The organism is Anabaena sp. CCY 0017, assembly GCF_963920885.1.
Lineage (GTDB): Bacteria > Cyanobacteriota > Cyanobacteriia > Cyanobacteriales > Nostocaceae > Nodularia.
The window spans coordinates 1-248 of record NZ_CAWUDG010000109.1; the positions used below are offsets into that span (position 1 = coordinate 1).

Sequence of the window (248 nt, forward strand, 5' to 3'; positions counted from 1 at the left end):
TGACGTCGATGTCCTTCAGCGCCTCGGCGGCGATCTGGGAGGCCTGGCGCGTGGCCTCGGCGGTGAAGGCGGTCACGTCCGGCGCATACTCGGCCCACAAGGCGGCCATGCGCGCGCTTTTTTCGAGTTCGGGAAGACTGTTGTCCAGCGACAAGGCCTCGGCGCGCTGGCCGAAACGCTCCATCCGCTGCTCAAAAGCGCTGGAGGCGGCCTGAAGGCGGGCTTCGGCGGAACCGGGCGCGGGCGTC

General features: G+C 69.4%; 1 protein-coding gene. It reads right to left on the reverse strand.

Features of this window, described 5'->3' with window-relative positions:
* The coding region (locus ACM0OW_RS25880; protein WP_414553588.1) for a hypothetical protein at positions 1–248 on the reverse strand (248 nt) is incomplete at both ends.